Here is a 13,804-nt window from a genome sequence, read left to right as displayed (position 1 = left end):
ATCCCAGCTTCCCCTGCAGTAAAGCACAGATTTGAGAGACAATTCCTGTGCTCGTCACAGGAATCCAGCAGTCGCGCGTCTGCGCGACAAGAGACTCATCCCTCACAGACCCAAGAGATGAAAGGAAATATCCTCCCACTCAGGATTTTCCCTTTCGATCAAATTGTGCTTCCACTGCCGCGGCCATTTCTTGATGGTCTTCTCACGGGTGATCGCGGTGATTAGCAAATCATGCTCCTCAAACCAAACCAGCATCTTGACGCCATATTTCGACGTAAAACCCGGCGTCAGTTCATTCTGATGCTCGTATAGCCGGCCAGCAAGGTCGCGTGTCACGCCGGTATAGAGCGTGCCATTGCGTCCGGATACGAGGATGTAGACGTAGCCTTCATCTCAGAAGATTGGCATTAGGATAAGTCCTGCGTCGACAGACACCGACGAACCCGAAACCACCAATTCGAATCTGAATTCAACGACTTCCAACCACCGGCGGAATTATCTTCCAAGCCGCCTCAGACCTTACCTGAAGCCAGCACTTCCGCCAACTGATCCGCCGCCTTGCCCCATCCTTCGTGGAAGCCCATCTTCTCATGGGCTTCCTTGTCTTCGGCACGCCAGTGCAGCGCCTTGGCCGTATATTTCGTGCGGCCGTTGCCGAGATCTTCGAGCAGGATGACCCCGGTGAAGAAGGGTTTTTCGGCAGGCACCCAGGCGCTGCTATAGGCGTCGGTGAAGACGATCTTCTCGTTCTCGATAACCTCCAGATAGACGCCACGGTTCGGATACTGATTACCCTCGGGATCCTGCATGACGACGACGCTGGATCCGCCAGGGCGGACGTCGAGCGTTGCTTCCGCCACACCCCAGGGACGCGGCACGAACCACTGCTTCAGCAGGTCAGGATCGGTCCATGCCTTGTAGATCTTTTCGCGCGGTGCGTCGAATTCACGAACGAGGACGAGTTCATGTTGTGTGCTGGCGGTCATTGCGACATCTCTCCGTTTCAATAAACCTGTTTGCTGTCAGGCTGTTACAAGGACGTGTCGAAGCTCGCCGTTCCGACAGCGCATCGATTTTTTATTTGGCGATCGTCGTCTCTTCCTGCAGCTTATCGATCTGCCGGCGGATATGGGCGGCTTCCGCTGCCGAATGGGCAAGCGCGATGGCGCGGTCGAAGGCTTCGCGTGCCTGACGGGTCAAACCAAGCTGCTTCAGCAGCCCGCCCCGCAAGCCGTGATAGTAGAAATAGCCGCCGAGCTTCTCACCGAGCGGATCGATGAGATCGAGCGCCTCTTGCGGCCCGTGCAGCTTGGAAACCACGACCGCGCGATTGAGCGTCACGACGGGCGATGGCTGAAAACGCTCCAGCGCGCGATAGAGCAGATCGATTTCGAGCCAGTCGGTGTCTTCGGCGCGTTTTGCCCGGGAATGGATGGCGGCGATCGCCGCCTGAAGCTGATAGGGGCCGGGCCGGCGGTGTCGCAGCGCCTTGTCGAGAAGCGCCAAGGCCTCATTGATGAAGGGTCGGTTCCACAGCGAGCGGTCCTGATCTTCCAGTAGCACGATCTCGTCTTCGTCGCTGAAGCGCGCCGGCCGGCGCGAGATCTGTAGAAGCATCAGCGCAAGCAGTCCCATCAACTCCGGTTCGGATGGAAAGATCCCCAGCATCAACCGCGCCAGCCGGATCGCCTCGTCGCTGAAGGCAGCCGCCTCATGGCTGGGATCGGCCTGGCTGTAGCCCTCGTTGAAGATCAGATAGATCATCGTGCTGACGATCGACAGACGTTCGGCCCTTTCCTCAGGGCTCGGAGTTTCGAAAGGCACGCCGGCCTTGGCAACGCGCGCCTTGGCCCGGGTGATGCGCTGCTCCATGGCGCTTTCGGAAACCAGGAAGGCGCGGGCGATCTGCGGCACTGAAAGGCCCGAAACGATGCGCAACGCCAGCGCAATCTGCTGGGTCGCCGGCAGATCGGGATGACAGCAGATGAAGAGAAGCCGCAGGATATCGTCGCGATAGTGGGAATCGTCCAGCCGGTCGGCGATATCGCTTTCGGCATCTTCGGTATCGGAGATGATGTCCTCATCCGGCAGCGCCTGAAGCTTTGCCCGCTTGCGCGCCGCGTCGATCCCGCTGTTTCGGCCGACGAAGATAAGCCAGGCGGTCGGGTCGCGCGGCGGCCCTTTCTCCGGCCACGTCCGGATCGCCCTCAGGCATGCCTCCTGAAACGCCTCTTCCGCTGTATCGAGATTGCGGAAATAGCGCAGCAGCGCACCAAGCGCCTTTGGCCGGGCCGAGGCAAGCGCGAGGTCGATCCAGGCAATGTCTGTCATGATGCGATCTCTCCCGGCCTGAAGGTGTAGAACGGCCGAATTTCGTAAGAGGTGGAACCCGGATTGACCGCGGAAAGCTGCTTGGAGAAGGCGATTGCCTCATCCAGTGTTTCGAAATCAACCGTATAGAAGCCGAGAAGCGCCTCTTTCGTTTCCGCAAACGGACCGTCGACAACGAAGGCCTCGTCCCTGCCCTTGCGCACGGTTGCTGCGGCCGTCGTCGGCATCAGCCGGCCGGTCGGGCCGAGCTTGCCGGCAGCGGCGAGCGGCTCGATCACGGCATGGAGGTTCCCCATGACGGCAGCCTCTTCCTCCTCGGTCCAGGCGAAGACGGTTTCCTCATTGGCGTAGCAAAGGATTGCGTAAAGCATCGGTGGCTCCTCTTTCCGAATGACGAAGGAGTAACCGTTTGGCCGACAGGCCGCATCAAAAAATTAGAATCAGTAAGTCTGATGAATGCAGCGCGTTTACCTATCCACAAGGGCTCTGCAATCGCCGCCATTGAGTTGCCCAATTTGGTCCAGAGAGCTGTGCGCGCTTTCCATCACCTTTCCATTCGAGAGCCCCATGAACAAATCTCCGAGACTTCTCGTTGCGCTTGCCACACTCGTGTTGTCGACGCAGGCTGCCCATGCCGCCTCCGCCCCGGAAAACTTCCTCTATATGGGCTCCGGCGACCTCGTGGCCGCAAAGGCGAAGCTCGCCCGGCCCGATATCGGTGGCGTGCAGGTCGTCTATAACTGGAAGAGCCTGGAAACGGCGAAGGAGCATTATGATTTTTCGGCAATCGAACAGGACCTTGCCATCGCTAAAAGCCTGAACAGGAAGATGTTCATCCAAGTGCAGGACCGCTTTTTCGACTTGAAGGCGCGCAACATTCCGGACTACATGCTGACCGAACCGGAATATGACGGCGGCCTGACCCCGCAATTCGACAATCCCGGCGAGAACGAGCCTGTGGGTTCCGGCTGGGTCGCCCAGCAGTGGAACCCAGCCGTTCGCGAACGGTACCAGGCGCTCCTGAAGGCACTTGCCGAAAAGTTCGACGGGCAGGTCTACGGCATAAACCTGCCGGAAACCTCCATCGACCTCGATCCCAAGCATGAACCGAAGGGTTTTTCGTGCGATGCCTATTTCTCGGCCGAGATGGAAAACCTTGCCTTCGCCCGCAAGGCCTTCGAAAAGTCGTTGGTCGTGCAATATGTGAACTTCTGGCCCTGCGAATGGGAGAACGACCATAATTACATGGGCCGCCTCTTCGATTACGCCGAAAGGAACAATGTTGGCCTTGGCGGCCCTGATATCGTGCCGAACCGCAAGGCGCAGATGAAGAACTCCTACCCCTACTTCAACAAGTACAAGGGCAGGCTTTCCTATGTCGGCCTCGCCGTGCAGGAGCCAACGCTGACCTACAAGAACCCGACGACCAAGAAGCCCTTCACCAAGGAGGAATTCACCGCCTTCGCCCAGGACTATCTCGGCGCAAACGTGATCTTCTGGAGCACGGAAACGCCCTGGCTGAAGAAGTGATGGGAACAGGCAGGCGGCAGCAAAACCGCCTCCCCGAAGCTTAACCTCAGATATCCCTCAAAGTTCGCTGAGTGTCCGCTTCACCGCATTCTTCCAGCCGCGAAGCTTAGCAGCTCGGGTCTTCTCGTCCATCGAGGGCTCGAAGCGCCGATCACGCTTCCAGGTCGCCGAGAACTTCTCCCTGTCCGGCCACACCCCAGCCCTGCTGCCGGCAAGCCAGGCCGCTCCAAGCGCCGTCGTCTCAAGGATCACGGGACGGTCGACCGGCGCCTCCAACAAGTCGGCGAGCCGCTGCATCGTCCAGTCGGAGGCAACCATGCCGCCATCGACGCGCAGCACGGTGTCGTCGGTGCCGTTCTTCCAGTCCTTCTGCATGGCATCGAGCAGGTCGCGGGTCTGGTAGCAGACGGCTTCCAGCGCCGCCCTGGAAAGTTCCGCCGGGCCGCTGTTGCGTGTCAGCCCGAAGATCGCGCCGCGCGCCTTGGCATCCCAGTGCGGTGCGCCGAGGCCGGTGAAGGCGGGCACGAGATAGACCTCCTGCGTCGGATCGGCCCTCTCGGCAAGCGCACTGGTCTCGGCGGCGCTGCCGATGACGCCGAGCCCGTCCCGCAGCCATTGTACCGCCGCGCCGGCGATGAAGATCGAACCCTCCAGCGCATAGGTCGTCTCGCCGTTCAGGCGATAGGCGATGGTGGTCAGCAGCCGGTTTTTCGACCGCACCATATCAACGCCGGTATTCAGCAGCGCGAAACAGCCGGTGCCGTAGGTCGATTTCAGCATGCCCGGTGCAAAACACGCCTGGCCGATGGTCGCCGCCTGCTGGTCGCCGGCAACACCGAGGATCGGGATCGCGGCGCCGAAAATCTCTGGATCCACCGTGCCGAAATCGGCGGCGCAATCCTTGACCTCCGGCAGCATGGCGGCAGGCACCCTCAGAATATCGAGCAGGTCATCGTCCCAGGCATTGTCGGAGATATTGTACATCAGCGTGCGCGAGGCGTTGGTGGCGTCGGTGACGAAACTCTTGCCGCCTGTCAGCCGCCAGATGAGGAAAGTGTCGATCGTGCCGAAGCAGAGATCCCCCCTGGCGGCGCGTGCCCTGGCACCCTTCACGTTGGCGAGCATCCAGGAAAGCTTCGTGCCGGAAAAATAGGGATCGAGTAGCAGGCCGGTCTTCTTGGTGAACAGCCGTTCGAGATCCTGCCGTTTCAGATTATCGCAATAGCTTGCGGTGCGCCGGTCCTGCCAAACAATGGCATTCTGGATCGGCCGGCCGGTCTCGCGCTCCCAGACGACGACCGTCTCGCGCTGGTTGGTGATGCCGAGTGCTGCAACATCCCTGGCCGTGATTCCGGCATCGCGCAGCGCCATCTGGACCGTCGAGACGACCGAATCCCAGATTTCCTCGGGATCATGCTCGACCCAGCCGGAGCGCGGATAGATCTGGGTGAATTCCTTCTGGCCCTTACCGGCGACATGCATGTCGCCATCGAAAACGATTGCCCGTGTCGACGTCGTCCCCTGATCGATCGCCAGAACATATCCGCTCATAAAATCCCTCCTCAAGCATACCGATTATCGTGACAAATCAATAGGACACGGATGCAGGCGAGAAAAGCGAATAAAGCGGAATTGCCAGCCTGGCGCCTTTGGGCATAACCTCGCCAACAACGTTGCAACGCAGCATCGCGATCTCAGGAGAGAACAGCATGAGCAGAACAGTCGTCGTCACCGGTTCCACCAGCGGCATCGGCCTTGCGATTGCCACGGCCTTTGCCGAAACCGGCGACAACGTCGTCATCAACGGCTTCGGGAATGCCGATGAAATCAAGGCGATCGTCGAGCGGCTTGAATCAGTGTCGAAAGGCCGGACGATCTATCATCCGGCCGACATGACCAAACCCGCAGAGATCGCCGACCTGATCGAAACGGCAGCAAAGAGCTTCGGCACCGTCGATGTCCTGGTCAACAATGCCGGTATCCAGCATGTCGAGAAGATCGAGGATTTCCCGATCGAGAAATGGGACAAGATCATCGCGATCAATCTTTCCAGTTCCTTTCATACCATGCGCGCTACAATCCCGCTGATGAAGGCTAGGAAAAACGGCCGCATCATCAACATCGCCTCAGCCCACGGCCTCGTCGCCTCCCCGTTCAAATCCGCCTATGTCGCGGCAAAACATGGTATATTAGGACTGACGAAGACGGCAGCGCTGGAACTTGCCGAATTCGGCGTGACCGTGAACGCCATCTGCCCCGGCTATGTGCTGACTCCGCTCGTCGAAAAGCAGATACCCGACACCGCCAGGGCCCGCGGCATGACCGAGGAGCAGGTGAAGAGCGAGGTCATCCTCAAGGCGCAGCCGACCCGTGAATTCGTCAAGGCCGAGGAGATTGGCGCGCTGTCGCTTTATCTTGCCAGCGATGCCGCCCGCCAGGTGACCGGAACGCACATCTCGATTGACGGTGGCTGGACGGCGGCCTAACCATTTGGAAAAAACAACCGGGAATATCATGAAAGACAGCATCCGTTTCATCCTGAATGGCGAGGACATCGCGCTCACCGATGTCGGGCCGACCGAGACGCTTCTCGATTTTCTGCGGTTGAAGCGACGGCTCACGGGCACGAAAGAAGGATGTGCAGAAGGCGATTGCGGCGCTTGCACTGTGCTCGTCGGCCGACTTGCCGATGGCAAGCTTTCCTATGAATCCGTCAATGCCTGCATCCGTTTCATCGGTTCGCTGCACGCCACCCATGTGGTGACGGTCGAGCACTTGGCCGGCCGGAACGGAGCGCTGCACCCGGTGCAACAGGCGCTGGTCGATTGTCATGGTTCGCAATGCGGCTTCTGCACCCCGGGCTTCGTCATGTCGCTCTATGGCCTGTGGTTGACGATGGAAAAGCCCGGCCGCCGCGAAATCGAAAAGGCGCTGCAAGGCAATCTCTGTCGCTGCACCGGATACGAGCCCATCGTCAAAGCCGCCGAGCAGGTCAGCCTGACGCGGCCGAGCGCGCTCTTCGACCCGCTGGAGCGGACACGTTCGGAAATCGTCGCCCGGCTTTGGGCGATGCAGGCGAGCGGCACCATCAGGATCGGAAAGGACGAGGACCGGCTGATCGTGCCGGCTTCGGTCCAGGCTCTGACGGAAATCCTCTCGCAGGAGCCCGACGCGACCGTCGTCGCTGGCGCGACCGATGTCGGCCTCTGGGTGACGAAGCAGATGCGGCGGCTGAGCCCCGTCGTCTTCATCAATCACCTGAGCGAATTGCAGTCAATCACCGAAAGCGAGGACGGCATCACCATCGGCGCCGGCGTCAGCTATACCGGCGCCTTTGCGGCGATCTCGAAAAAGATCCCGGCGCTTGGCCGGCTGATCGACCGCATCGGCGGCGAACAGGTGCGCAACATGGGCACCATCGGCGGCAATATCGCCAATGGCTCGCCGATCGGCGATAGCCCGCCGCCGCTGATCGCGCTCGGCGCGACGCTGACGCTGCGCTCCCTGGCAGGCCAGCGCAAAATGCCGATCGAGGATTTCTTCATCGCCTACGGCAAGCAAGATCGGAAGCCCGGCGAATTCGTCGAAAGTGTCTTCGTGCCCTATCCCAAGGCAACAAGCCGCTTTGCCGCCTACAAGATCACCAAGCGCCGCGACGAGGATATCACCGCCGTGCTCGGCGCCTTCCTGCTGACGCTCGACGACGCCGAGACGATCACCGACATCCGCATCGCCTTCGGCGGCATGGCGGCAACGCCGAAACGCGCCCGCACGGTGGAAGCCGAACTTCTCGGCAAACCCTGGACGGAAGCCACCGTCGAAGCCGCCCGTCCCGCCTTCGACACCGATTTCCAACCGCTCACCGACTGGCGCGCCACGGCGGAATATCGCCAGCTGACGGCAATGAATTTGCTGACGCGGTTCTACCTGGAAACGGTCGGCGCGCCGGCGGAGCTGAAGCGGTTCGAGGAGGTGGCGTGATGGATACACTAATCAGCACGCCCGGAATGCAGGCTTTGATGGCAACAGTCGCGGTCTCCTCCCCTCCCTCATTCCTGTGCTTGTCACAGGAATCCAGTGCGCCCAAGTCCTTGGGCGCGGGAAACTTTTTCTTAAGGTCAGTTGAGTCATTCCCCGCGCCGACGCGCGGTGGCTGGATTCCTGTGACAAGCACAGGAATGAGGGAGTGCGGAGTAGCCGCATACCATCACTCCTTCGGCGGAGGCCTGATCTGATGGACAGATCCACCTTCGAAGACCGCAAGGTCGTCATATCAGGCCCGATGCACGGTTCGCTGCGCCATGACTCGGCGCATAAACACGTCACCGGAACTGCCGATTATATCGACGATATTCCCGAACCCGCCGGCCTGCTACACGGCGCGCTCGGCCTTTCCGACCGGGCCCATGCCGAAATCGCCGGCATCGATCTTTCCGCGGTCGCCGCCTATCCCGGCGTCGTCTGGGTCTTCACCGGCAAGGACGTGCCCGGCATCAACGACACCAGTTCCAACGGCAGCCATGACGAGCCACTGCTCGCCGAAACTTTGGTTCAGTTCCACGGCCAGCCCATCTTTGCCGTCATCGCTGAAACGCGTGACGCGGCGCGCCGCGCCGCACGGCTCGCCAAGATCGACTATCGAGACCTGCCGCATTGGAGCGATATCGACGGCGCACTCGCCAATGGCGGCCCTCTCGTCATCGCTCCGATGACGCTCCATCGCGGCGAGCCGGAAACGGAAATGCCGAATGCCGCCATGCGGCTCAAAGGTCAGATACGCATCGGCGGCCAGGAGCATTTCTACCTCGAAGGCCATATCGCCGTGGCAATCCCCGGCGAGGACGACGAGGTCATCGTCTGGTCCTCGACGCAGCATCCGAGCGAAATCCAGCACATCGTCGGCCACGTGCTCGATATCCCGTCCAACGCCGTCACCGTCAACGTGCGCCGCATGGGCGGCGGCTTCGGCGGCAAGGAGACGCAAGGCAATCAGTTCGCAGCCCTTGCCGCAATCGCCGCCAAGAAGCTCGGCCGCGCCATCAAGTTCCGTCCGGATCGCGACGAGGATATGAGCGCCACCGGCAAGCGCCACGATTTCCTCGTCGATTACGAGGTCGGTTTCGATGCCGAAGGCCGCATCCACGCGGTCGACGCCACTTATGCGGCGCGCTGTGGCTTCTCGTCGGATCTCTCCGGACCGGTCACCGACCGTGCCCTCTTCCATGCCGATTCCAGCTATTTCTACCCGCATGTGCAGTTGCAGTCGAAACCGCTGAAAACCCACACCGTCTCCAACACCGCCTTCCGCGGCTTCGGCGGGCCGCAGGGCATGCTCGGCGCCGAACGCGTCATCGAGGAAATCGCCTATGCCCTCGGCAAAGACCCGCTCGATATTCGCAAGCTGAATTTCTACGGCCAGCCGGGTTCCGGGCGCACGCTAACGCCCTACCACCAGGAGGTAGAGGACAACATCATCGCCCGCGTCGTCGAGGAGCTCGAGGAGACCGCCGAATACCGGGCGCGACGCAATGCCATCATCGGCTTCAACCGCGACAGCCGCTACATCAGAAAGGGCATCGCGCTCACGCCGGTCAAATTCGGCATCTCCTTCACCATGACCGCCTTCAACCAGGCCGGCGCCCTCGTCCATATCTATCAGGACGGTTCCATCCACCTGAACCATGGCGGCACCGAAATGGGCCAGGGCCTCTATACCAAGGTGGCGCAGGTGCTGGCCGACAGCTTCCAGGTCGATATCTCTCGGGTGAAGATCACCGCGACAACGACGGCCAAGGTGCCGAACACCTCGGCCACCGCCGCCTCATCCGGTTCCGATCTCAACGGCATGGCCGCTTATGACGCTGCTCGGCAGATCAAGGAACGGCTCACGGCCTTTGCCGCCGAGAAATGGGATGTGGCGCCCTCCGAGGTCGTGTTCCTGCCGAACCGCGTGCGCGTCGGCGAAATCGAGATCCCCTTCCCGGATTTCATCAAGCAGGCCTATTTCGCCCGGGTCCAGCTCTCGGCCGCCGGCTTCTACAAGACGCCGAAGATCCACTGGGATCGCAAGGCCGGCCGCGGCACGCCCTTCTATTATTTCGCCTATGGCGCTGCCTGCACCGAGGTTTCGATCGACACGCTGACCGGCGAATATCTGGTCGACCGCACCGACATTCTCCACGATGTCGGTCGCTCGCTGAACCCGGCAATCGACCTCGGCCAGGTCGAAGGCGCCTTCGTCCAGGGCATGGGCTGGCTGACGACTGAAGAGCTCTGGTGGGACGACAAGGGCCGGCTGCGCACTCACGCGCCCTCGACCTACAAGATCCCGCTCGCCTCCGACCGCCCGAAGATCTTCAACGTGCGCCTCGCCGAATGGTCGGAGAACACCGAGGCCACCATCGGCCGCTCGAAGGCCGTCGGCGAACCCCCCTTCATGCTGGCGATCTCGGTGCTGGAAGCGCTGTCGATGGCGGTGGCCAGCGTCGCCGACTATAAGGTCTGCCCGAGGCTCGATGCGCCGGCGACGCCGGAACGGGTGCTGATGGCGGTGGAGCGGATGAAGCGGGTGTAGGATGCGTCCGGCTGATTTGTTGTTTGAAAGGACAGAGGGGGGTGCCACAGCCGCACACCCATCGGCCGTCCTCCCATGACCGAGCTCCCCACCTTTCTCGCCACCCACCCCGACAGCATCCTCGTCGACATTACCGGCACACAAGGGTCCACCCCGCGTGAGGCCGGAACCTTCATGCTTGTCTCGCAAACCACGCTATGGGGCACGATCGGCGGCGGGCAGTTCGAGTTCATGGCCATCCGCAATGCCCGGGAGATGCTTGCGGGAACCGGCGGCGCGACAACCATGGATATCCCGCTCGGCCCCGAGATCGGCCAGTGCTGCGGCGGGCGGACGCAGATTAGGTTCCGGCGGCTGACGCAGCCATTGAAAAACGAACTCGAAGCAAAGCTTGCTGGCGAGATCGAGCGTTTGCCCGAAGTGCTTCTCTTCGGCGCCGGCCATGTCGGCCGGGCCCTGGCGGCGGCCCTCGCGCCGCTCCCGCTGTCGGTGACAGTCGTTGAAACGAGGCAGGAGGAACTGACCAATCTGCCGGTGCAGACGACGACCAGGCTCGTGCCGATGCCGGAAGCACTGGTGAAGGATATTCCGGCCGGCGGCGCGGTCGTTATCCTCACCCACGACCATGCGCTGGATTTTCTTATCGCCCGCGAGGCGCTTGAAAGAACCGATCTTGCCTATACCGGCATGATCGGCTCGGCGACCAAGCGCGCCACCTTCACAAACTGGCTTTCCCGTGAAGGCGGCGGCGAAGGTAGCTGGCTGGAGCGCCTGACGTTGCCGATCGGCGGCGCAGCCGTCAGGGACAAACGCCCTGAAGTGATCGCCGCCATGACCGCCGCCGAGATCCTGACGGCGCTTGCTGCCTACCGCATGCGCTCGTCCTCGTAATACGGATCGCGCCCATCGAGAAAACCGAGGTCGCGCTTGACACGGTCCGGCATGACGGAAAGATCGAGCCGAGGCAGACGGCAGACACGGCCGGCGCTGCCGACCAGCCAGCTGGCAACCCGCCGGAAAGCACTGGTGCTCTGCTGCGGCCGGTTCTCTTCGATCGTAGAGCAATCCATGACATCACCTCGATAGATTGATGGTATGAGTTGCAGTTTGCTGCCAAAAATGCTGCAATTCCAATCGAACGACCGTCTGCCTGCATCAAGAGAACTTATCCATGAAACTCTCGAAACAGTTTCCGCTGAATGCGCTGCGCGTCTTCGAGGCCGCCGCCCGGCTCGGCAGTTTCACCAAGGCGGGTGACGAGCTGGGCATGACGCAGACGGCCGTCAGTTACCAGATCAAACTGCTGGAGGAGAATGTCGGCGAGCCGCTCTTCCTGCGCCGCCCCCGCCAGATCGAGTTGACGGACACCGGCGAGCGGCTGGCGCCGAAGGTAACCGAGGCCTTCGCCATGTTGCACGACGCGATGGCGACGGCGCGCGATAGCGTCGAGGGCACGCTCGCCATCAGCTCGACCCACACCTTCGCCTCGAAATGGCTGGCGCCGCGGCTCGGCTCCTTCCATTTGAAGCATCCGGCGATCGCGGTGCGCTTTCAGGCGACCTCCGACATCATCGACTTCTCCCGCGAGCAGATCGATGTCGGCATCCGTTGGGGTGACGGCAACTGGCCGGGGCTGACCCTGCACCGGCTGATGGGGTTGGAGTTCACTCCAATGCTCAGCCCGAAGCTGGCGGAGTCGGCCGGCGGCATCAAGGAGCCGCGCGACCTCTTGAAGTTCGATCTCTTCGATGCCGGCGACATCTGGTGGAAACAATGGTTCGAGGCAGCCGGCGTCACCGAGACGGATCTCGATCGCCGCCCGCGTAATCAGCTGGGCTCGCAGGCGGTGGAAGCCGATGCGGCGATGTCAGGACATGGCGTCGCCATCCTCAACCCGGCCTTCTATGCGGCCGAGATCGCGCTCGGCCGTCTCTACCAGCCCTTCGAGCTGACCCGCAGCGACGGCAAGGCTTACTGGCTTGCCTATCCCGAAAATCGCCGCAACGTGCCGAAGATCAAGGCCTTCCGCAACTGGATCCTCGAAGAGATGAAGGCGGCCGAAAACTGAAGCACTTGATGCATGTGGATGGCCCTCAATACCCCATCTCAGGCGCATAGAAACAGCGCGGCGTATCCTCGTTCGGGAACAGACAAAGATGATAGTCGTTGTCGCCGGATTGCATCGCTTTCGTCATCGGCAGCAGGAAGACATGAGCATGCGTGACCAGCCGGTGATCGCCCGGCAGCAGGGTTACGCGATATCCGCCCGGCGTCACCGCCACGCTTTTCGAAGGGATCATCTGGCAGTCGCCGTTATGACTGTCGCCATTGCAACAATAGGGGTCATAACTCCATCCCGAGGGTGCGTCGTGGGCCGTCGCCAGCGACGCATATGCAATCATCACACACGTCAGAATGCTGCGCATGGGCATCTTCTCCGTTGATGAATGCGCCGCCGATGATCTAACTGTTCTTATTTATTCCGGCGGCCTTAAACATAACTGTCATCGAGTCTTGATCGTTTCAAGATCCGCTACATTAGCAGATCGAGTATAAGGCGGGGATAATGCACAGCATTCTCGGCAGCTTTTAGGCACGGGACAGTAGATCGGCGATCCGGACGCGATCGGCAGCTTCGGCAAACCCGGCCGAAATCGTCAACGGAGTGCCGAAGATTTCGACGAGCCCGTTGCCGAGAATGAGACCCTCGCCGTCCCGGCAGGCGAGAATCGGATTTGCCGTCGTCTCGCTGTAGCGCAGCAGCGCAGGGAGATAACCGGGATCGTCGTTCAGATGCGGAAAGAACTCGAAGGGCACCAGATCGAGAGCCACGCCATCCCGCACCGCATCGGGCGAACCGCCGGAAAACAGCGCATCTGCAGCGATCGTCGGCGTCATCAAAATCGCCCCGGCGCTGGTTCCCACGAGGATGCCGTCATCCAATGCCCATCTGCGAAGTTTCTCCAGCATGCCGCTTTGACGCAGCCGCCGCAGGAAATCGCCGGTGTGGCCGCCGGTCAGATGAATGGCGTCACAGGAAAACAGCCGGCTGATCTCCGCGTCGCCGGAAAGCGCGTCGAGATCGACGAAGAGATCGAGGGAAAGCCCGTATCGGGCGTAATACTGCCGTTTCTCGTCGAAAAACTCCCGCTGCGGCTCCGGGCCGGAGGCGATATAGCCGATGCGGTTACCACGCGAGCGGGTGAGCGCGGCAAGCCGCCGGTCCATCGGCGCGTTTTCGGCGATGAGCTGATCGCTGTAGAGCGCGGTGATCATTCCATTGCTCCTTTGATCGCACCAAACGTTGCCCCGTGAGTGCAGTCCTCAATCTCCTCTTCCCTCTCCGCCAAAATTTTCGCAATGTCACGA

At 61.1% G+C, this 13,804-nt stretch carries 14 protein-coding genes; 6 read left to right on the top strand and 8 right to left on the bottom strand.

What is annotated here, in order from left to right:
• Positions 1 to 102: 102 nt before the first annotated feature.
• From ATY29_RS20750 to ATY29_RS20735, 4 genes are all read right to left on the bottom strand, one after another.
• On the bottom strand, positions 103 to 375 hold the full coding sequence (locus tag ATY29_RS20750) for a GIY-YIG nuclease family protein (RefSeq protein ID WP_097537200.1): 273 nt from the start codon (positions 373 to 375) through the stop codon (positions 103 to 105).
• Positions 376 to 512: 137 nt separating this feature from the next.
• Entirely contained in the window at positions 513 to 986 is a 474-nt protein-coding gene (locus ATY29_RS20745) for an SRPBCC family protein (protein ID WP_003565640.1), read from the bottom strand.
• 91 nt (positions 987 to 1,077) lie between these two features.
• Positions 1,078 to 2,331, bottom strand: a complete 1,254-nt coding sequence (locus ATY29_RS20740; protein WP_097537199.1) for an RNA polymerase sigma factor — start codon at positions 2,329 to 2,331, stop codon at positions 1,078 to 1,080.
• Positions 2,328 to 2,702 carry a YciI family protein gene (locus ATY29_RS20735; protein WP_003565644.1) on the bottom strand — a complete coding sequence of 125 codons (375 nt, stop codon included), beginning with the start codon at positions 2,700 to 2,702 and terminating at the stop codon, positions 2,328 to 2,330. The genes ATY29_RS20740 and ATY29_RS20735 overlap by 4 nt, the downstream gene beginning before the upstream one ends.
• Before the next feature lie 196 nt (positions 2,703 to 2,898).
• Between ATY29_RS20735 and ATY29_RS20730 the strand changes: the two genes are divergently transcribed.
• The gene (locus ATY29_RS20730; RefSeq protein WP_003565646.1) at positions 2,899 to 3,861 is read left to right on the top strand and encodes a hypothetical protein; all 963 of its coding nucleotides are present in this window, start codon (positions 2,899 to 2,901) and stop codon (positions 3,859 to 3,861) included.
• A 57-nt stretch (positions 3,862 to 3,918) separates the two neighbouring features.
• Here the strand turns inward: ATY29_RS20730 and glpK are convergent, their stop codons facing one another.
• On the bottom strand, positions 3,919 to 5,412 hold the full coding sequence (gene glpK / locus ATY29_RS20725) for a glycerol kinase GlpK (protein ID WP_003565649.1): 1,494 nt from the start codon (positions 5,410 to 5,412) through the stop codon (positions 3,919 to 3,921).
• Between the two features lie 158 nt (positions 5,413 to 5,570).
• On the opposite strand from glpK, the gene ATY29_RS20720 reads away from it, so the two are divergent.
• From ATY29_RS20720 to xdhC, 4 genes are all read left to right on the top strand, one after another.
• The gene (locus ATY29_RS20720; RefSeq protein ID WP_003565651.1) at positions 5,571 to 6,347 is read left to right on the top strand and encodes a 3-hydroxybutyrate dehydrogenase; all 777 of its coding nucleotides are present in this window, start codon (positions 5,571 to 5,573) and stop codon (positions 6,345 to 6,347) included.
• A 28-nt stretch (positions 6,348 to 6,375) separates the two neighbouring features.
• The gene (xdhA, locus tag ATY29_RS20715; RefSeq protein ID WP_003565652.1) at positions 6,376 to 7,842 is read left to right on the top strand and encodes a xanthine dehydrogenase small subunit; all 1,467 of its coding nucleotides are present in this window, start codon (positions 6,376 to 6,378) and stop codon (positions 7,840 to 7,842) included.
• A gap of 253 nt (positions 7,843 to 8,095) precedes the next feature.
• Complete coding sequence (gene xdhB / locus ATY29_RS20710; protein ID WP_097537198.1) at positions 8,096 to 10,435, top strand: xanthine dehydrogenase molybdopterin binding subunit; 2,340 nt, start codon at positions 8,096 to 8,098, stop codon at positions 10,433 to 10,435.
• Positions 10,436 to 10,510: 75 nt separating this feature from the next.
• On the top strand, positions 10,511 to 11,326 hold the full coding sequence (xdhC, locus tag ATY29_RS20705) for a xanthine dehydrogenase accessory protein XdhC (protein ID WP_097537197.1): 816 nt from the start codon (positions 10,511 to 10,513) through the stop codon (positions 11,324 to 11,326).
• On the opposite strand, the gene ATY29_RS20700 is transcribed toward xdhC, so the two are convergent.
• Positions 11,302 to 11,505, bottom strand: coding sequence for a hypothetical protein (locus ATY29_RS20700; RefSeq protein ID WP_003565660.1), 204 nt, complete (start codon positions 11,503 to 11,505; stop codon positions 11,302 to 11,304). The two genes, xdhC and ATY29_RS20700, sit on opposite strands and share 25 nt — an antisense overlap.
• Positions 11,506 to 11,606: 101 nt before the next feature.
• Between ATY29_RS20700 and ATY29_RS20695 the strand changes: the two genes are divergently transcribed.
• Positions 11,607 to 12,503, top strand: a complete 897-nt coding sequence (locus tag ATY29_RS20695; RefSeq protein WP_003565662.1) for a LysR substrate-binding domain-containing protein — start codon at positions 11,607 to 11,609, stop codon at positions 12,501 to 12,503.
• A gap of 25 nt (positions 12,504 to 12,528) precedes the next feature.
• Here the strand turns inward: ATY29_RS20695 and ATY29_RS20690 are convergent, their stop codons facing one another.
• Complete coding sequence (locus tag ATY29_RS20690) at positions 12,529 to 12,861, bottom strand: hypothetical protein (protein ID WP_003565666.1); 333 nt, start codon at positions 12,859 to 12,861, stop codon at positions 12,529 to 12,531.
• Between the two features lie 163 nt (positions 12,862 to 13,024).
• Entirely contained in the window at positions 13,025 to 13,711 is a 687-nt protein-coding gene (locus ATY29_RS20685) for a Type 1 glutamine amidotransferase-like domain-containing protein (RefSeq protein ID WP_025416787.1), read from the bottom strand.
• Positions 13,712 to 13,804: the final 93 nt, after the last annotated feature.

The sequence above is a fragment of the Rhizobium hidalgonense genome (assembly GCF_002914525.1).
GTDB lineage: Bacteria > Pseudomonadota > Alphaproteobacteria > Rhizobiales > Rhizobiaceae > Rhizobium > Rhizobium hidalgonense.
Note: the sequence above shows the minus strand (reverse complement) of the source record. Positions and strands in the feature narration are given on the sequence as shown.